This window comes from Microcoleus sp. PH2017_09_SFU_O_A, from assembly GCF_020738625.1.
Classification (GTDB): Bacteria; Cyanobacteriota; Cyanobacteriia; order Cyanobacteriales; family Microcoleaceae; genus Microcoleus.
In genome coordinates this window covers 119789-138817 of sequence record NZ_JAEQCF010000001.1, presented here as the reverse complement: position 1 = coordinate 138817, position 19029 = coordinate 119789, and the positions used below count along the sequence as shown (strand labels likewise).

17 protein-coding genes are annotated in these 19029 nt (G+C 45.8%); 4 read left to right on the top strand and 13 right to left on the bottom strand.

All coding sequences use genetic code 11. The annotated features are described in order from the left end of the window. Positions 1–112: 112 nt before the first annotated feature. From JGK16_RS00645 to JGK16_RS00585, 13 genes are all read right to left on the bottom strand, one after another. Positions 113–913: a hypothetical protein gene (locus JGK16_RS00645; protein WP_293189221.1), complete on the bottom strand. Its 801-nt coding sequence runs from the start codon at positions 911–913 to the stop codon at positions 113–115. 329 nt (positions 914–1242) lie between these two features. Continuing rightward, a complete protein-coding gene (locus JGK16_RS00640) occupies positions 1243–2139 on the bottom strand; it encodes an LD-carboxypeptidase (protein WP_366517150.1) in 897 nt (298 codons plus the stop codon). Positions 2140–2463: 324 nt separating this feature from the next. Next, on the bottom strand, positions 2464–3225 hold the full coding sequence (map, locus tag JGK16_RS00635) for a type I methionyl aminopeptidase (RefSeq protein WP_293176554.1): 762 nt from the start codon (positions 3223–3225) through the stop codon (positions 2464–2466). 43 nt (positions 3226–3268) lie between these two features. Beyond that, the gene (locus JGK16_RS00630; protein WP_293189219.1) at positions 3269–4348 is read right to left on the bottom strand and encodes a glycosyltransferase family 4 protein; all 1080 of its coding nucleotides are present in this window, start codon (positions 4346–4348) and stop codon (positions 3269–3271) included. Positions 4349–4989: 641 nt separating this feature from the next. Continuing rightward, positions 4990–5463, bottom strand: a complete 474-nt coding sequence (locus JGK16_RS00625; RefSeq protein ID WP_293189217.1) for a TerB family tellurite resistance protein — start codon at positions 5461–5463, stop codon at positions 4990–4992. A gap of 287 nt (positions 5464–5750) precedes the next feature. After that, positions 5751–7649, bottom strand: a complete 1899-nt coding sequence (locus JGK16_RS00620) for a M61 family metallopeptidase (protein WP_293176560.1) — start codon at positions 7647–7649, stop codon at positions 5751–5753. Beyond that, the gene (locus tag JGK16_RS00615; protein WP_293145897.1) at positions 7646–8326 is read right to left on the bottom strand and encodes a Crp/Fnr family transcriptional regulator; all 681 of its coding nucleotides are present in this window, start codon (positions 8324–8326) and stop codon (positions 7646–7648) included. The genes JGK16_RS00620 and JGK16_RS00615 overlap by 4 nt, the downstream gene beginning before the upstream one ends. Before the next feature lie 531 nt (positions 8327–8857). After that, complete coding sequence (locus tag JGK16_RS00610; protein ID WP_293176562.1) at positions 8858–9742, bottom strand: inositol monophosphatase family protein; 885 nt, start codon at positions 9740–9742, stop codon at positions 8858–8860. Between the two features lie 286 nt (positions 9743–10028). Further along, positions 10029–11954 (bottom strand): alpha-amylase family glycosyl hydrolase, encoded by a 1926-nt coding sequence (locus tag JGK16_RS00605; RefSeq protein ID WP_293176564.1) that lies wholly within the window; start codon positions 11952–11954, stop codon positions 10029–10031. A 252-nt stretch (positions 11955–12206) separates the two neighbouring features. After that, positions 12207–13112: an Rpn family recombination-promoting nuclease/putative transposase gene (locus tag JGK16_RS00600; protein WP_293189215.1), complete on the bottom strand. Its 906-nt coding sequence runs from the start codon at positions 13110–13112 to the stop codon at positions 12207–12209. Positions 13113–13330: 218 nt separating this feature from the next. Then, positions 13331–14194, bottom strand: coding sequence for an Npun_R2479 family HD domain-containing metalloprotein (locus tag JGK16_RS00595; protein WP_293176568.1), 864 nt, complete (start codon positions 14192–14194; stop codon positions 13331–13333). Between the two features lie 388 nt (positions 14195–14582). After that, the gene (locus JGK16_RS00590; RefSeq protein ID WP_293176570.1) at positions 14583–14897 is read right to left on the bottom strand and encodes a Mo-dependent nitrogenase C-terminal domain-containing protein; all 315 of its coding nucleotides are present in this window, start codon (positions 14895–14897) and stop codon (positions 14583–14585) included. After that, positions 14869–15039, bottom strand: a complete 171-nt coding sequence (locus JGK16_RS00585; protein WP_293202689.1) for a hypothetical protein — start codon at positions 15037–15039, stop codon at positions 14869–14871. The genes JGK16_RS00590 and JGK16_RS00585 overlap by 29 nt, the downstream gene beginning before the upstream one ends. A 175-nt stretch (positions 15040–15214) precedes the next feature. On the opposite strand from JGK16_RS00585, the gene JGK16_RS00580 reads away from it, so the two are divergent. The 4 genes from JGK16_RS00580 to JGK16_RS00565 all read left to right on the top strand — a co-directional run bounded on the left by JGK16_RS00580 (position 15215) and on the right by JGK16_RS00565 (position 18634). Continuing rightward, complete coding sequence (locus tag JGK16_RS00580; protein WP_293176572.1) at positions 15215–16030, top strand: cobyrinic acid a,c-diamide synthase; 816 nt, start codon at positions 15215–15217, stop codon at positions 16028–16030. A gap of 370 nt (positions 16031–16400) precedes the next feature. Then, positions 16401–16718, top strand: coding sequence for a hypothetical protein (locus JGK16_RS00575; protein ID WP_293176574.1), 318 nt, complete (start codon positions 16401–16403; stop codon positions 16716–16718). Positions 16719–16779: 61 nt separating this feature from the next. Then, positions 16780–17931 (top strand): glutamate--cysteine ligase, encoded by a 1152-nt coding sequence (gshA, locus tag JGK16_RS00570; RefSeq protein WP_293176576.1) that lies wholly within the window; start codon positions 16780–16782, stop codon positions 17929–17931. A 241-nt stretch (positions 17932–18172) separates the two neighbouring features. After that, entirely contained in the window at positions 18173–18634 is a 462-nt protein-coding gene (locus JGK16_RS00565; protein ID WP_293145927.1) for a tRNA (cytidine(34)-2'-O)-methyltransferase, read from the top strand. Positions 18635–19029: the final 395 nt, after the last annotated feature.

Below are 19029 nucleotides of genomic sequence, written 5' to 3'. Positions count from 1 at the left end.
TTTCGGGCTTATCTAGTTGGGTGGGGGCGGGTTTATAGATATTGTTGATTTGAGTTACAAATCAGGGTGAACCCGCCCTTACAATTCCTCGGAAAAGATGATTTTTTCGGGCTTACCTAGTCACACACACTCCGCCTACAGATACGCGACATTGATCGGGACGATCGAACCTGCTATTATCATTAGATCGATCGAATCTACCATCATCCGCCCTCGCCGAATCTAAATCCCTAGTCCGCGAATTGTAATAATAATCGCCCGCCGGAACAGCCCTAGTCGGTACAGCGCAATAAGTCCCGTCTCTCCCGGTATCGTCAAATCTTACTCTTACCATAGTACGTCTGAGGCGACAGTCGATCGGATTTAAGCCAAAATCATCACGCAAAATCCGTTCTCCATCGTAGCTGCTGCTGTTACGGCCCCTATCGCTTCTGTCATCCCATCTATTATTACTAGCACGTCTGTCGCCGCCATCAATTCCCGCAACTTCCACCGTGTAGCTACCGCCCCTCGCAGCATCTTTCGCTAACACCAAAAGCTTGTAATCGCCACTGCGGGGAATCACATAATTAAAAGAACGGTCTTGGGTAAAAGCGACTTGCTTGTTGTTCCCGTAAAATAGTACCATAACGGGAGTAAAACCGCGACTTCTATCCGTATCTAAAAACACTTGAATGTTATCGCCTTCCCGCGCAGTGAAAGTATATTCTTGACCGCGCAATTCTTCCGTCGGAGTTCCGGGCGTCCACATATTTCGGAAACGGTAAATCGGGGAAGTGCGGCGGATTACTCCATCTATGCGATCGTTATTTTGTATCGATTCGGCAACCGCACTTGACGGAATCGCCGTAAGTGCCAATCCGGTAACTAGGACTGCGGCAGCAATACTGTTTAACAAGTTGTGTGCTTTCATATCAACCTCTCAAAAGTTTTAAAATCTTTTTGCCTTGTTGGCGCCGACATTTGCATACACACTCTATTTTAAATCTAATTTATGCCAACCGTGTTAACCTCACCCAACTGGACTATTTAGGAATTATCGTAGGGTGCGTCAGGGCTGAGTGTTTTAATCACAGACTAATTATTTTTCCCCTGACGCACCCTACCAACTAATAATTTCTCCCTGACGCACTCTACCAACTGACTACCAACTGTACGGTGCGTCAGGGCTGAGTGTTTTAATCACAGACTAATAATTTCTCCCTGACGCACCCTACCAACTTACAGACGTTGATGCCGCATCTAAAGTTGCGATGTATCCCCACAAATCAGCAATCCCGATTCAGCATCGAGACTCGCCTCAATTCCCATCGGTAAAGCAGCGTTAACCCCTTCATGGCCAAACGGTAAATCCGAGACAATGGGAATATTTAAGTCAAAGAGCCGATCGCGCAAAACCTCTTCTATAGTAAAACTAGGACTATCCGGGCCAACCTCGCAGCGACTAAACCGTCCCAAAGCAATCCCCCGCACCCCCGCAAAAGCCCCCGCCATCCGCCACTGAGTCAACATCCGATCGACCCTGTAAGGAGCCTCCGAAACATCCTCAAATGCGAGAATAGCACCAGTCAAATCCGGTTGATAAGGGGTGGAGAGCAAATGAGTAGCCACCGTCAGATTCGCCGGAAACAACCGCCCAGAAGCCTTTCCACCAGCCCATCCCTTACCTTGCAAAGATTGTAACGGACGGCCTTCTACGCAGTCAAAAAGTCGATCGACAGACCAATCCGGTTCCGCGCCCAAAGTCGTCAGCAGCGGCCCATGAACGCCCCAAATCCCCAATTTGTCGTCATTCCACAGCAAAGCCGTAATATCGGAAAAGCCGATCAACCATTTCGGCGCATGGGAATCGGGAGTAGGAAACCCGGAATTAGCCCGATCGCCCACCTTACCTTTTTCCAAAAGTCGAGTGCTGCCGAAACCGCCTCGAACACACAGAATACCGCGACAATCCGGGTCACTGAGGGCATCTGCGAGCTGTCGGACGCGGTTTTCGTCGGAACCGGCCAAGTAGCCAGCGCGATCGGCAAAACCCGGTGTTAATTCAACTCGATAGCCGCGGGATTTCCAAATTTCCAAACCGCGTTCAAAATTAGTCAATTCTCGCAGCGCGCCGCTAGGTGCGATCGCCCGCAGCAAATCTCCCGGTTGCAGCCATTTGCGCTTCAGCGCTCAAAGGTACGTAGTTGCGCTTCAGCGCTCAAAGGTACGTAGTTGCGCTTCAGCGCTCAAAGGTACGTAGTTGCGCTTCAGCGCTCTTTTCGTAAATATAGTAATCCTATCTAAGTTTCAAGGTACGACTACCTCTCGTCTTGCTAAACTCATTTTATAGCAAGGATTTGATAATTTCCCGAGCTTGAAAATGATTTAGGATTGCTCTTTCCGTATATAATACTAAGAGCGCTGAAGCGCAACTACGTACCTAATTCCGAATTCGATTCGGCGGAATTCCACCTTTCATACCTACGGCAAAGTCAGAATTTCCACCCCAGAATCAGTCACAGCCAGAGTGTGTTCAAACTGAGCCGAAAGCTTTTTATCCTTAGTGATAGCAGTCCAACCATCCGCCAAAATTTCCACATCCCAAGTACCCTCATTAATCATCGGCTCGATCGTAAAAACCATACCTTGTCTGAGCTTCTTTCCCGTCCCCCGCTTACCGTAATGCAAAATTTCCGGTTCCGTGTGAAAAACGCGATGCACGCCGTGTCCCGCAAAATTTCGCACCACCGAAAAACCCTGCGCTTCAGCATATTCTTGAATCGCCGCACCGATATCACCGGTACGAGCACCAGGCTTAACTTCCGCAATTCCTCTTCTGAGACATTCCTCAGTTACTTCAACTAACCTTTTAGCTACAGGTGAAGGTTCCCCAACAAAAAAAGTTTTAGAAGTATCGCCGTGATAGCCATCAACTAAAGGCGTTACATCAATGTTAATAATGTCACCTTTTCTGAGAATTTGTTTTGCATTCGGGATGCCGTGACAGACAACTTCATTGACACTAGCACACAGAGATTTCGGAAATCCTTTATAACCTAACGGAGCACTTTTTGCACCGTGGGCTAAAGTCCAGCGTTCCGCTTCGTCGTTAATTGCCAGAGTGCTGACACCCGGTTTAATCATTGGTTCGAGATGCAGAAGAAGCTGAGCTGCTAAGCTGCCAGCTTGACGCATTTTTTCGATTTCTCTGCTCGATAAAAGCACTAAACGTTCAGTTGCCATAGTTATTTTTGTGGTCTTTTGTTGTGGTCAATTAAGAGTTTATTTAACTCAATTTTACAATAGACTTGAACCAGCGTTCAAAAAGATCGCCCGCGGCTCCTAAATTGTATTCTACCTCTGCTTGTCGCCGGCAAGCACTGCGGTCAATTTTGTCTAAACGGTCGATCGCACTTACCAAGCCATTTACACTATCAGGTTCCACTAAAAAGCCCGTCAGCCCGTCTCGCACAATTTCCGCCGGCCCCCCGCGCTCGTAAGCAATCACAGGCACACCGCACGCTAAAGCCTCGATCGCCACATTTCCGAAAGCTTCCACCCAGCGCGGCGTCATCAACAATGCTCGGCACTGGCGGACTTGTTCTTGCATTTTGGTTGTTGTCAGAAACCCTAAATATTCTACCGGAGCATCCGGGTAATCTGTACAAATTTTGTGCCAATAATCCTCATCTTGCATTTTGCCCATAATTTTTAGGGGAATGCCTGTAATTTTTGCAGCCGCCACAGCATCTTCTAAGCCTTTTTCCGGGGCAATGCGGCCCAGCCAAGCTAATTTTGGTTCCGGTTGGCTGCAAAAGTCGTACAGCGATAAATCGATGCCGCCGTTTCCCACCAACTCGCACTCGCTAGCAAAGGCAAAGGTTTGGGCTTGGGTAAGGGTGCAAACTCCCAGCGTACCGGGAAATTTGACGGCGATTTGTCCGGCGATGCGATCGAACGATCGCGACATGGAGCCCATACTGATAAAATGTGCGATCGGAGTGTTAAAAAATGGCGTCAAATAAAAAGGCAACCAATCGTAGGCAAAATTAACAATCAGATCCCAATCATCCTGAACTTGGCGAGCGTATTCCCACATATTTGCCAGCACAGAATCGGCAGGCATCACAATCGGATCGTGGTAATCTTGTGTTTGGGCAGTTACTTGCAAATCCCCCGCGATTTCGATGACTGGAATTGATTCTAAGACTGAACCTGCCGGCGCTACAACTGTTATTTTATGACCTCGACGCTGCAATTCTTTAGCAATGTTGAAGACTGTAAGTTCGACTCCGCCGCCCAACCCCGAACCGAGTTGACCTACAGAAGTTGATAGGAACAATAATTTTAAAGAGTTATTAGTCATTAGTTATTAGTTATTGGTTATTAGTTATTAGTTATTAGTTATTGGTTATTAGTTATTAGTTATTAGTTATTAGTTATTGGTTATTGCTTATTAGTTATTAGTCACTTACTTGAGAATATTCTCAACAATCATAAGATCGATCTTTACCCGAAGATGATATGGCCTTTCTCAAAAAAAGTGAGGTATGCCCTATGCCCTATGCCCTATGCCCTATACCCATGAGTACCTCTCTCTATTTTCTCCCTCTGTGTCCTCTGCGCCCTCTGCGGTTTAATCATTCTGGTACAGCCGGATTTGATCTTACACATCCGGGAGAATCAACAACTTTCCCTAACACTCTTGCACAACAATTGTTAGGTTACATTATTTGGGAAAAATTGTATAGCATTTATCAGAAAGATGAGGTATGACTGACTGCTTATATAACCGCTTAAACGAAGAGGGCTGAAGCCCAAACGAAGAGGGCTGAAGCCCAACAACGTACCTCACCTATCTGAGAAGGGCTATATTACCCAGTCCAAAAGTATTAAGTAAAAAAGACTTACCTATGGCGAATTATTCCCGGTTGCTCTTAAAAATTTCAGGTTTAGTAACGAGAAATACAGGAATCAACCAGGAATCAGCCGCGCGCCAGTCGCAAACTAGCGTTTGATGAACTGTTCTAATTTGTGAGCTATCTTCTCTATAATTCCCTCCGAAGTATGTGTCGCCGATGATTCTGCTTCAATACGCTTGACTGCATCTTCTGGAAGATTCAGCAACTGCACTAATTTTTGATAAGCTGCGGCTTCGTCAGAGTTAATGTTTGGTTCGTCGGGAGTGCGAGAACTAGATGCAATCACTTCATAGCCGAGTTGCAAGACTAATTCTTTTTCCTCTTGAGTTTCTAGTTGGTGAATCAACTCATCAAGGGGAATATTTTGCATGATGTAATCCCGCAGTTCCTGTTGCATTTGTTGGGCGTCGTCATCTGCGGCAAACAAACGACAAAAGCGATCGAGCATTAAATTAACTTCTTCTGTTGCGAGTTCGCCATCAGCCCAGGCCATAGAGGAAACGATTCGCAGCAGGTTCATCTGGCGAGGCGTAATTGATGGAGGAGGTGGGGTTTGCATAATTAAAATTGGTGATTGCTAATGGGTTATTTGTTATGAGTTATTTGTTACTGGTTATTGCTGATTTTTTATGTCATATCCGGTGAGACAACCATCATAAAAGTCTTTTTTAGTAAGGACTTGAGTCCTTCCCGATTGGCCTATAGTTTTGCAGTGAGGACGAGCGCTCTCAGTACAAAATTTATGATAGGTAATTAACCGGACACAATCTTATTGGTTATTAAAACTAACAAATAACAACCAACAAGTAACAAGTAACAAATAACAACTAACTACTAACAATGATGTCACAAATTCGACAGAGGAACACCCAGCCATCCAGTAAAGTTTTGTTTCTGAATAGTGCTTGGCCGATCGACTGGTACGATCGAATAACGGCCGGGGCGCGGCTGGGCGAGAGTAACAGAACAAGTCCGCAGTTCGTCTTGATGAAAAACTGTCACTTCTACCGTGTCCCCCGGCTGATAGTCTTTCAGCCTCTCTGCCACTTGTTCGGCATTTACTCGAAAACCTGCGATCGCCAGCAACTCGTCTCCAGCGTCAATTCCGGCCAATTGTGCCGGAGATCCTGCTTCGACAAATTTAACCATTTGCCGCCCGTTTTCCGCTCCCAACGTCCAACCCATCCGAGGCGTTTGCTCGCTTTCATCTACCCAAATTTGTAGCCCGAAAGGTTCCAGATATTCGTTATAAGGCAACTCTTCTGTGCCGTCTACATAGCGCGCAAAAAAGTCACTCAAATCCATGCCGGCTACAGACTCGATCGCACTTTGCAACTCTTCGGGAGTAAAGCCTATTTCTGCCGTCCGCGAGCGAGCATTTAACTTACCATTTGATGTCAGATACGCAGGCTTTGCCTCTGTTCCCGACTTCTGGTCAAAATCTTCATTTTCAGGAGAACAACCGCCAAACTGCTGCCACATCAAACGCATCACATCGTCGAGCGATCGCGCGTTGCCGTGTTTAGCTCGAATCAACAAATCCAGCAGAAACGAAACTAATTCCCCTTTCAAATAATAGGAAATCTGCGAATTATCGCTATTAGCATCCCTCCGATAAAGTTTAATCCAAGCATCCCAACTCGACTCGCTCGCAGGCTGCACGTTCCGCCCCGGAGTCGTCTGCAAGCGAGTGATTTCTTTGGCAAGATTTTGGAAATAACCTTTCACGCCATAGAGACCCGCTCGAAAAGGAATTAGCAAATCGTAATAACTGGTCGTGCCTTCAGAGAACCATAAAGAAGGAGTATAATTCTCTTGTTCGTAGTCAAATATTTCGAGAGCTTTCGGTCGAATGCGCTTGACATTCCAGAGGTGAAAAAACTCGTGAGCCACCAATTGAATGAACCGTTCGTACTTGTCCTTGTTCCGAAAACCAAAACGCGAATAGTTAAGAGTGCAACTATCCTTGTGTTCCAATCCGCCAAAACCAGAGCCAGACAAATGCAACAAAAACACATAGCGGTCGTAAGGCAAACCGCCGAACATTTCTGCTTCTACCTCAATGACTTTCTTGATATCTTGAATTGCCCGTTCTGGTTCTAAATTGCCTTGTCCCCAAACTACAAGCTGATGGGGTTTTCCCATCACTTCAAAATCGTAGGACTCGTGACAGCCAATCTCAAAAGGACTATCGACAAGGGTGTCAAAATCCGCAGCAGCGAAAGTAAAATCTTCCCCAGAAACAGGCGGCAAAGTAGTAACTGTGCGCCATTCCGGCTGCGGTGGCACCACTGTCACCGTATAGCAGTTGCGCTCAAAACCGGGCAAGAAAAAGCACAGAGCCGCTGGATTAAAATAACCGTGAGTCGAGTCTAAATGATTGGTTCGTACTGTCAGTTCGTTGGCAAAAATCCGGTAGCAAACCGTGACATCTGACACTGAATTTGTCTCGATTTGCCAGTGATTTTTGCTAATCTTGCGCCAAAGTAAAGCTCGATCGCCTCCTAGCGATCGAAAATCTTGCAGGTGGCGGGCGTACTCTCGAACCAAGTAAGAACCGGGAGTCCAGACAGGCATTTTTAAATCCAGCACCGGCTCCGACCAACCTTGCACGCGCAAAGTCACTTCAAACAGGTGGGATTCAGGATTGGGCATCGCCACCGAATAGTGAATGGTCGGTGCTGTTAGTTGTCCGATCGCGCGATCGGCAGCGGACGAGGTATCCTCATAAGTGACATCGGTCATTGACTTGCCAAATTCATCAAGTGCTTGAGGTTGATCAAATGGATAGTTTGGTGCTCTGGATCGATTTTGATCCAGCCTTTACTATCTAGTTTTTCCATAATTTTGCTGGTTTCATCTAGGGCGATACCTGTCACGTCAGCTAAATCTTCATAAGGGATATTGAAGATATCTCTGCCCTCAGCAGTTTTCTGACCGTAGTTTTCTCCCAGCTCAACTAAAGTATTTGCTAGTTTAACCGCTGGCTGGCGGTTCTGGAGTTGAGAGCGGAGATTGGTTTGGCGCAGGCGCCGCACCATCAGTTGCAGCATCCGGTGATGCAATTGCGGATCTTTAAACAGGGTTTGGATAAATCGCTGAGCCGTGACACTGATCAGCCGCACGGGCGATAGAGCAAGTACGTCATTCGATCGGGGAGATTCATCAAGAATGGCCATTTCGCCGAAGAAAGCTCCCCGTCCTAAAATAGCCATTGATACAGCTCGATCGTTTGACAGGCGGCGGACTTTGACCCAGCCCGACACAACAAAATAAATTGCGTTACCCCAAGAATCCTCCATCACCACAGCTCGGCCTGGGGGATACTCATGCTTAACGGCATTGGATAGCAGCCCTCCCAAGGTTTCTGGGTTAGCACCCTTAAATAGAGGGAACAGCTCACTGAAAGCTTCTGTCTTCATGCAAACTCGCGGAGGTGGGAAATTAGATTAGGCGACACCCAATAGCTAGGGAACGATCGCTGTTTGAGAAAACAAACAATCTGTTGCTGCTACATAAGATTGACACAAAGCGAACGAGACGCAAATCTCAGACACAGGCGAAACTTACTTCGTCTCATAGCTCCTTTGACATACCTCCTCTTCCTGAATGAGAGAGGATTCCTTAACGCTTCACAGACTAATGCTTGCAAGAAGCAAGTCTCACTCAGTCTCCACGTTCGTTTTAAGTCTCCCAATGCCCTAGGTTGACTTTTTGTTTTCCTCACAAGTCAAATGCTTGTATGCCTTCAGGGTTGGAGTCAACCATTGCCCCTCTAGCTGTCTAGGTGCGCTCTCACCGTAGCTGTTTCAACGTGTCTTGAGCCTGTAGACATTTCAATTTTAATGCAAAGCTGTCCTAGAACTATGGGGTTTAAAACCCAATTCTCCAATCAGGGTACAGGGGCCCGCTTCACCTAAAATTATGGGCAGATTTTTCAATCTTAAACGGGTTTACAGGCGTCCCACTGCCTGTTGAACTTTCCCCAACAGAGCTTCTATATAATCCGGCCAGCCGATCGCGATCGACTGCGTGTGGGCCAGAGACTCCGGCTCTATGGCGTCTGCCGTCCACCTCAGCGGTTGACCTTGCAAGTCGCAACAGACCAATCCGGCTGCCTTTGCTAGGGCCAGAGGGCCGGCGGTATCCCACACTTTAACTCTACCGTTGAAATACAGGTACAAACCGGCTCGACCTTGTATGATTTCCATAACTTTTAAGCCAAAGCTTCCCAGCGAGTAAAATTCTACTCCTGGGATGCTTTGGGCGATCGCCCCGGCATAGTTTTTCTGGTCTCTGTCGCCGAGAATAATTTTACAATTGAACGGTGTCGGAGCGGGGGGTTTGCAAAGGCCGATCGGCTGCGGCGAAGAGGTTCCCACAGTTTGGAACAATCCCCAATCTTTACCGCCAAAATACATTTGGTCAAAAGCCGGGGCGTAGATCCAGCCGGCCACCGGTTCCCCCTCCAACAGCAGCCCCACCATCACAGCGTAGTGCTGTTTTCCCTGAATAAATCCCTCCGTCCCGTCGAGGGGATCGATGCACCAGAGGCGCTGGTAATTTGCCTGGTAAGCTGCTCTGGAGGACGTGTTTTCCTCCGTGATCCTGCCATCTTCAGGAAACAAAGCGCTAAATGCTGCTGATAGTTGTCCGTCTAAGTAGCGATCGATACTCGTCACGTAGTCATCTGGGCCTTTCTCGGAAACTTCAAAAGGTTCCGCTGCAAGCTTGTGGGCTTCTTGACCGCACTCTCGGATGATGTAGCGAATTTTTTGGTCTTGCTCTGGAGAAATATACATCAGGTTAAACATAAATGCTTCAGCTAACTTCAGCATAAAAGCTTAAGTCATTGGAATCGAGCGATCGACCCCTGTGACTATTTTTGACTCTTACAAGATTGGCGCCCGGGTGTCAGCCCTAGGCGCAAAAATTAATTTGACGCACTACTTATGGCGATCAGATGCTCTTCGGCGCACCCTACTCATATCGTTTCCGGTTGCATGGGTATTATTCAAATTTCCCAACAGTCAACAATCAATAATCTATCGTTTCCGGTTGCATTGATATTGTTAAAATTTCCAAACTGTCAACTGTCAACTGTCAACTGTCAACTGTCAACTGTCAAGACTCCCGTCCCGAAACCCACTTATCGCGCCATTTCACAGTCCCTTCCGAAGCCAAAACCCAGCGCCGACAAACCAAATTTTCTCGCAGCGGCGACCTTCCTTCCCGCAGCAGCGCATACTTATAAGAAATCAACTTCCCCGCACTTTCATTAAAAGGAATTTCCCCAAACCAAGTATTAGTATTGATATACTCCAGCGGGTAAGCCTTACTAATATCCCAATTCCCCAATTCAGGACAATCTCCAACCACCACAATTCTTTCCCCAGGCTGACTTTTAACACTGTTAAGCTGAGCCCGCACAATAGTTTTCCCCTTAACTCGCTCTCCCACGCGGCTAAAAATCATTACTTCGCGATCGCCCAACTCCAAATTATACAGCATCCCGTCTTTAACTTCAAACTTGCGGCGCGATAAAACCTCCGTATGCTCTCCATCCGGCAACTCCGTATCAACCGCTTCAACAGTCACAGAATCGCCCCGATTCATCGCCACAAACACCACAGAATCGCGATAGCGGCGGACGTAACAATAAACATCAGCAGTTAGATATTTTTGCCACTGACTCCCCATCGAAATAGCAGGATTCAGCCGCCGCAACCCAGACAGCAACCGCACATCGCGGTAAATCGGCGAATCAGTATCCCACTTTTCCATCATCGGGCGGTTGTAAGGGTCATTTCCCCCTTCTGTATCATCGTGCAGGTACTGTTCAGTACCGTAATAAAGGCACGGAATGCCACGACTTGTCATGATTAAATTTATCGCCAACCGGAGCATTTGTCGATCGGCATTCAACGACTGAAACCGCGGCATATCGTGGTTGTCAATAAAAGTAATCAACTCCGTCGCCCCGTAATAGCGGTGATCCAAATTCAGCACATCCTGAATTAACTGAAATCCGGCTTCCGCACCCTGTCCCAATACTTCTCGAATTGCCACGCACAGCCCAAAATCTAAAATAGTCATCCCCGACTCATTGACAAATTCCACAGAAAGGTCATTTCTAGGATCGCTGTAAATCCATTCCCCAAAGATGAAAACATCAGGTCTATGTGTCAAAATATCCGCAGTAAACTCTTGCCAAAACCAGATCGGCATATGCTTAACTGTATCAACCCGCAAAGCATCAACACCTCTATCTAGCCACTGTTTAATTGCTGACTTAATGTAACTGCGATAGGCAATATTGTTTTCATTGAAAGTAGCCAAGCCAGACAGTTCGCAGTTTTGAACTTGCCATTCATCTTCCCAATTTTGGACTTCTCCATAATGGTGATACCAGTTATCTTTGTCATCGTTAAAGTCAGCTATTTTGACACCATCATCGTAGAGTTCCCCTTTTTTGCCACTAAAATCCGGGTTGCTGTGATTGCAGACAATATCGAGCACCAGTTTCATTTTTCGCTGGTGCAACTCGTCTACTAATTTGTCAAATACGGTATCTTTAGTTTCTTGTGTTTGGTTGACAGAAGGATTATCACCTTTAGCAATAAATCGGGGATTTAGTCGTTTAAAATCTTTTGTCCAGTAGCCGTGAATCGCAGCTTGTTCGACAAATAATGCTTCTACTTGCTCAAAAAGCGGAGTCAGCCAAACTGCTGTAACACCCATATCTTTTAAGTAGTCGAGTTTGTCGATAACTCCCTGCAAGTCGCCGCCCCAATATTTGCCCCAATCTTTGCCTTCTGGATCGTAAAGTTCTGGGTTTGGGCCTGCATTATTTGCGGAGTCGCCGTCGTGGAAGCGATCGACTACAATGAAATAAATTGTTTCTTGGCGGAATTCAATATCTCTGGTGTACAGGAATTCTAAATCGAGTTCGGTTTCTGGCTTAACTTCTTCTACCAGAGAGTCAATTTTTTCTTCAGATTGGGTAGTTTCGTATTGAGATGAAGTTTGATTGGGAGTGACTGGTGTCATGAGATTTATTTTTTATACTGTAAGATTGGTCAGCTATTGGGAGTGAGAGTCGGAGATAGCTTTTCCCTCTGCCTGACTTTTACAGCATAATACGTAATTTACTCGTTTAATAAAATCTTCCTCTAGACAGATGGCAGAGTCGTCTATAGGTTCATAGTGATGACTTCAGTCCTCTCTCGTTGGATGAGGACTGAAGTCCTCACTACAAACCAATTTGATGTAGTTTGTAGTGAGGACTTCAGTCCTTCCTTCCTATTCCTCCCGCAAATTTTCGATATCTTCTACACTCAAACCAGTAGTTTGACTAATAGTTTGATTGTCAAGCACATTGAGAAGTTGCCTAGCAATTTCCAGAGCCTTTTCTCTCATTCCTAGCGCGAGTCCTTCTTCTCTGCCTTCTTCTCTGCCTTCTTCTCGCCCTTGTGCGAGTCCTTCTTCTCTGCCTTCTTGAATTCCCTTTCGCAAGATTCCCTGCTGATCCATAATATACCTCTCGCGATCTTCTAAATCTTTCAACTCTTCAGGATTCAAGTTAGTTTCATTAGCAATCGCAAAAGCTTGTTGTATTTCCGAGACATTTTCCATTGTTGACGGTACTACTTCCAAACTGGGGGCATTTTTCATAAAATAAACCCACTTGTCAGTCAAAGTTTCCAACTGATCCAATTGTTTGTTGAATTTCGGCAATTCAATAAATATCATTTCCATCCCTGGATCTGGATACTCAAATAAACGCTTTTTCTCCTTGAACACAAAGTGAGAAATTACTTCTCGGTCGTTTTCAAACATTTCAAAATCTGTAATGGTCAAAGCAATTACAGGTTTTAAGTTAAAGTAACCTTCACCGCGAATCAGTTGAGTAGAGTAAGTTTTTGCAGCATTATAAATCACCCGCTTCGCAAAAGATGCCACATTTAAAACTTGCATTTCGATAATTACAGTTTGACCTAATGCAAGCTTTGCTTTGACATCCAGGTAAGACTCTTTAAGATATGAGACTCTTGATGGTAAATACGGATCGATAATTTCTAAATCGGTGATGGTGGGATGGCCTTTGTAAATTAGGGCATTGAGAAAGCTGATCAATATTGGTTTGCTTTCCTTGCCACCGAATATTTTTTTGAAGGCGAAATCGGTTTTGGGGTTAATGAATCTCATGGTGATTTTTCTCTATTTCTTAAGAATTGAACGAGTCAATCTATCGAGCAATGACAATCAAAATATTTTAAAATTTGCTGGCGGCTGTGGGTATAGCTATATTTTACTATATGGCGATCGCCCAATCGAGCACAGTTCACAAGCTTAACATTAAATAGGACGATCGCCCTTTCGCTCGGATCAGCAACCAGAGCGCCCGCCCCAAGTCAACTCCAAGCCTAACTAACAGAAGCCACCTCCTCAACTCCCGCCTCAGAATGCTCCACCCGAAACACATTTGCGTTCAGATTAGCAACAATTTGTTTCCCCTGTTGCGTCAATTCTAAATAGCCGATCGCATCCTTGACATACCGATAAACCACATTCCAATAAAACTTAGGATACCCCTCCCGCAAATCCGCCGGATTGCGATACTTCAACACCTGATTTTGACCAGTCTCCTCAAATTCATAAAACAGCGCAGTCACCTTTTGCAAATATCGCGGATCGCTCAACTGACCAATTAAATCCGCCGCCCGCACCAAACCCGGATAATTCACAGTATCTTGATAGTCTTCATCCCGAGGAACCGGGAAACGAGTTAACTCAATATTCTGCTTAACCAGGTTGGCATCAATCAGTCTGTGACCCCCAAAGCGTTCCTCAACAAACATCTTTCCCCGATCGACATGATAAGGGGTCAAACTCGCATCAGTCGCCCCTCTCGGTAGCGTTAAATTCGTGTCACCTATTCCCGTCGCATACACTCCTAAATCTGTTCTATCTTGCCGACAAACACCCTTGACATACCCGATATCGTGACACAGCAAAGCAATGTGGAAATGCAGCCAATGTTCGCAGGAAACACCGCCCTCGCGGATGTGCTTCCCGCGCAGAATCTCTTGTCCCACCAATGTCACTAAAATAGTGTGTTCCACATTGTGGTAAAGAGCATCGCTATTAGCAATATTTTCCAAAGCCATATCGGCTACCCAAGCAATAATTTCGCCATAGTCAGATTTGAAGCCACCGTAGGTGTGCCGGTAGCCTTCAATTAGCCGATTTACAAAATCGTTAATTAGCAGTTCTGTTGCGTTAAACATATTCACTTCCATTAGGCAAAGTAATTTGTTAAATTATTGTTATATCTGTTGTTTTCGCTGCTACGGTTTGATATTATTGTTGACTTGACCGTAATGATGGAAGCCCGCTGTAATTTAAAAGCATCCAAAGCATCCACTGATATTAACGATTGTGGTCTAAATTGGCGATCGAACAATTGGCATAGTGCTGCACCCATAAATAATTGATAAGCTCTACAGCATTTAAATTGTATATTTCAATGCCTAATTAAAACGCCTCAAATGCTCTCCCCCTGTTTACCCGAAGAGCGAAGCTGTTATAGGTCTCTCCCCCTCTCCATCGACTATCATAGACAATCTAGATGCACTACGGTCGATCGATCGGCGATCGAGGTATGAAACCCCTCAATCAGCAGTACGGCGTTACATCTTCCCCGGATACATCAGCCAAAAACGACAGCGAGCGAAAACGCAACCCCACTAATTCTTCATATACAGGATTTAGCTTGCACATCGGGGGTATGTGGAAAAAATGGTGTCCGAATAACTGGATATTTCTCTCAAAAGGACACCGTGCGGGTATAACTTGGCACAACCACTTAGCTATTTGCCGATCGCCCACTGCAATGCTATCAAACCAGTGTCGCACTGGTTGAACGAGGATCTGGCCAAAACTTAAGTATCGGCACTGATTTTTAGGTAAAATACTTGTAGTCGAGTTCATGATTTTCCTCAGTAATCCGGATTAACAAAAAGTTATAAATCACCCTGATTACATCATCAACCAAACCCACCGTTATCCCAGTGACGTGAATAATTATTTCCTGTGACACTCGCGGCCCAAAAATGTGATATATAAAGTTCATAGTTGTGATAGTAAGTCCGCAAAAATGTGAGACAGATCACCGCCTTTACCCGCTAAATCCTGTATCCTTAGAGGTATATAAAAAAATTACATAAGTGGTAACTGCCGGCCTCTACTTTACTGTACTTACCTGCCATATATTACCCGGTCAATTAACTAATACAAGGTTTCAGGCAATGATTAAACAAAAATATAAATATGCCGACCTTTCTCAACGTCCCCACACAGATACCGTGCTGGAAAAACTCCCTGTAGAAGTTAAGGAGTGGGCAGAAAGCTTGCCTTGGAACCAGCGACGCTACGTTTTGTCCCTCTCCTACATATTGTGTGCATCTACTCCCGATTTTCAAGCCAAATTTTTAGATGAGTACACAGCCGACGGCTTAGTCTCAAAAATGTTTGAAGATGTAGATACTCTACACCGAGTTAAAGAGTATTTAATCAGATTCCGAGTCAAAAAAGAATTAAACGAATCTGATTTAAGAAGCTACATCAAACAATTTTATATCCACTCATCTCAACAAGCGCTCCGGGAAACAGACCAATATTTAGAATCTGCACTGCGTTTCGTATTGAGTACAGAAGAACGGAATAATGTTTTTAACTACATTTTGGGTTTTGAATTTATTAAAATTGTGTTTCAAATGAGTTGGTTGCAACACGAAAGATTAGCCAGACTTCAAAAAAATCAGTCGCAGTTTATTGAAAGCTATATCAAGCCAATTCAACACGCACACAAAATTAATGCCATAATTGTACCGAAAGATGAGAGAATCTTTTTTGCTAGACGCGCTTATTACGTTCAACAGCCTAACATTTCTTACACAAAACTTATCGAGTTAGTCATGGCTACTTTTACTACAGAAATGGTGACTCACTGCGGATTTTCGATCAGCCGCCACTCTCAAGCTATGCGCTTTGACTGCGATTACATTTACGATCCCCAACCAGAAGAAGCAAGATTTCCTACTGACTTGCAATTTATGAATTGACTCTACGCAGTAAAGTGTATGCTCCGCGTAAACCCTAGGTTGCTTTTTCTCTTTACTTTTAGTTTCGCGTTGCGCCCAGGATAGTTTTTGGAGCATCGGACTTCTAGTTTGCAGTTTAAAACCGGTTGTTCAGCCTGACTTTCTCTAAAATGGGACGGCTTTATCAATTGGCCTTACGCTTGCGTTTGTTCAATTTCAAACCAGCTAACTATCACTCCCGCTAACGGAATAGCCAGAAATATTCCTAAAATTCCTGTCGCTCTCGCGCCTACTCACAGTGCAAAAAATACGACTACCGGATTGAGGTTAAGCGGATTTTGCTTGAGTCTCGGATGAATAAAGTTATCTTGAAATAGTTGACAGTTGATAGTTGACCTGTGACAGAAAGAAGAGGGAAGAAGGAACAGCGAAGAGGGAAGAATGCAGTGCTTTCTCACTTCTGTCTGTGGTAAGGGTGGGTTCTGTTTACGATAAGTACGATCGCGCCCCGAATGCCGCATCAAACACAAAGGCGATCGCACAAACAGCCTTTGACACCCGAAAACCGCCTCGGAAACTCTTGGCGGTGCCAGCATTTGCCGCTTTGGGTGCCGCAACTAACACACAAACGCTCAAACAAAGCTGGCGCCCAAATACCCGGTTTCAGTCCCAGCCTCCAAAAATTTTAACTCTGCCTTGTGGCAGATAGTACGAACAGCTCAATTTTTGGGATACTAGAAATTAGCACTCAACTTAGCTGAGGAACAAACGTGCTGCTATCAAAAGGCTTTGAAGTAGAAATGTATACCGGCACGCCCGAAGGTGAGGTTGTCGGTCTCTCCGATCGCATAGTCGCCGATCTAGAGGGATTTGTGCGGGAGCCTGATAGTCGCAATGTGGAGTACACGACGGCCCCGCTGTGCAGCTACGATCGCCTGCTGTGCGCCCTAGTCAAGCCGCGAGTCCGGCTGCGCGAGTATCTCAAACAGTTGGGCGACTATACCTTGCTCCCGGGAAGTACGCTATCTCTCGGTGGGAGCGATCGATTTTACCGATCGGATCCCAACAACCCCTATCACACCTACATCGAGCAAACCTACGGCACCAAAGTCGTCACTGCCAGCATTCACATCAACATCGGCATCTCCGAACCAGAAATGCTGATGCGCGCCATCCGCCTCGCCCGCGTCGAAGCACCGCTATACTTGGCATTGAGCGCTTCTTCCCCGTTCCTCGACGGCGAAGTCACGGGCTATCATTCTACCCGGTGGGGTTTGTTTCCCAAAACTCCCGCGATCGTCCCCCTGTTTGAAAGTCACAAGCATTACATCCAGTGGACTGAAGAACAGCTAGAACTCGGCAGTATGCAAAACGTCCGCCATTTGTGGTCTGCTGTGCGGCCAAATGGCGATCGTCGCCCCTACTGTCTCAACCGCCTCGAATTGAGAATTTGCGATCTTGAAGTCAATCCTCTGGCTTTGTTGGCCATCACTGCCTTGCTAGAAGCTCGTATTTGGCAGATGATGGAAGACCCCGGCTTAGACCCCTTAGCACTCAGCACCTTACCGGCCGCCACCCGCAATCAAGACTTAGTTGCCCTCACCGACGCCAACGAAATTGCTGCATCCCGGCAAAGTTTGGATGCCGAACTCACTCACTGGCAAGACGGCAGAAAGATTTTGGCGCGAGATTGGATTGAGGAAATTTACCAGGAAGTCTGGCCGATCGCCAAAAAACGTGGCTTTAGTTGCTTTCTCTCGCCGCTCAAAAAGATTCTCCGGGAAGGCAACACCGCCCAACAGTGGTTGAAACTGTATGAGGGCGGTTTGGATGCGCGCACGATTATTCTGCAAGGGATTGATGGCATGGCTCACCAGGAATGGGAGCTGGAAGACAATTTGTGCGGCCAGTTAGTCGCTTGAACAGTAGCAGTGCAAAACAAATCAGAATATTTAATCAATGGCAGCCGGCACCTGTTATAAATAAAAGCTATGAATAGTATCTACCTTTGGGTAGATTTCTAAATGTGCCAATAGCTGTATTTTTTGCTTTGATAGCAACTGCCAAGACGTGTTTAATCGCTGAAACCATTGCTATCCTTGGGGCGATGGGGGCTGTCAACTGTCCCAGGTCAACTGTCAACTGTCAACTGTTTAAAGCTTCATGCCCCAACTTGTCTTGATTCACCCGCAAATTCCCCCGAATACTGGCAATATCGCCCGCACTTGCGCTGCCACAGGCACGACATTACATTTAGTCGGCCCGCTGGGGTTTGAAATTAGCGATCGCTACCTGAAAAGGGCCGGCTTAGATTATTGGCCCTATGTCAATCTCCACTGTCACGAAGACTTAGCTGCTTTTGAGATATTTCAGCAGGAGCGAGGAGGGCGAACGATCGGATTCAGCACTGGTGGACGATGCAGTTATACCCAATTCCAATTTCAGCCCAGCGACTGGTTGATGTTTGGCTCAGAAACTGTCGGCATTCCTAAATTGGTCTTGGATGCCTGCGATGCCACAGTTTTTATTCCCATGAGCCAGCCTGGAGTCAGGAGTTTGAATCTCTCTGTCAGCGCCGCTGTAGGTTTATTTGAGGCTAAACGACAGTTGGGCGAACTCGGATAAATCGCGATCGACAGATACATACATATATAGATATTTAATAGCTGTCGGGTACAACCAACTTTCGCTTTAAATATAAGAAATTTGTATCAAAGCGGTGAAAATCTAGATAGCGGAGATTAATATATTTTATTCATCCAAAAACAGATTGTTATCAGTAATACCAAATTAGTCGCTGCGAGGATGTAGCCACAAAAACAGAGGATTTCAGCGATTTAAGGCGCCAGGGATCGCCTGATTGTGCCTGAAGGCTATTGATATCTAGTGAATATACGGTTGTAGGTTGTCCGGAAATTAGCATAGAGTCGGACAATAGGTGAGAGTCTTAGCCTGTGCGGGAACGGATATTTTATGTATTCGTTCCAACTATTGCGGTGTAAGGCTTGTGGGGTGTAATT